1 protein-coding gene is annotated in these 255 nt (G+C 46.7%); it reads right to left on the reverse strand.

Annotated features, from left to right (window positions below; genetic code table 11):
• The coding region (locus C2M34_RS09235; RefSeq protein WP_199878782.1) for a hypothetical protein at positions 1-255 on the reverse strand (255 nt) is incomplete at both ends.

Genomic DNA, 255 nt, shown 5'->3' on the forward strand with positions numbered 1-255 from the left:
ATGCCATCTAACGCATACACACTTACGCCATCATTGATAAAGAAGTTGGCTACAGTAATAACTTCATTGCCTATCTGCAGCAATAAGTTGTTGCTCGAACGACCAACCTGCACCTCTTCAGGGACAATGCCTTCCATAAACTGCAATACATCATGACTTCCAGCAACAGTGTCGTAATTGTCAATCGTGGTATTGCCATCCCCCTTGGCAAACAGGTAGGTATCATTCCCGGCCTCGCCACGGAGATAATCCCCC

The organism is Pseudoalteromonas sp. T1lg88 (genome assembly GCF_002964765.1).
Taxonomy (GTDB): Bacteria; Pseudomonadota; Gammaproteobacteria; order Enterobacterales; family Alteromonadaceae; genus Pseudoalteromonas.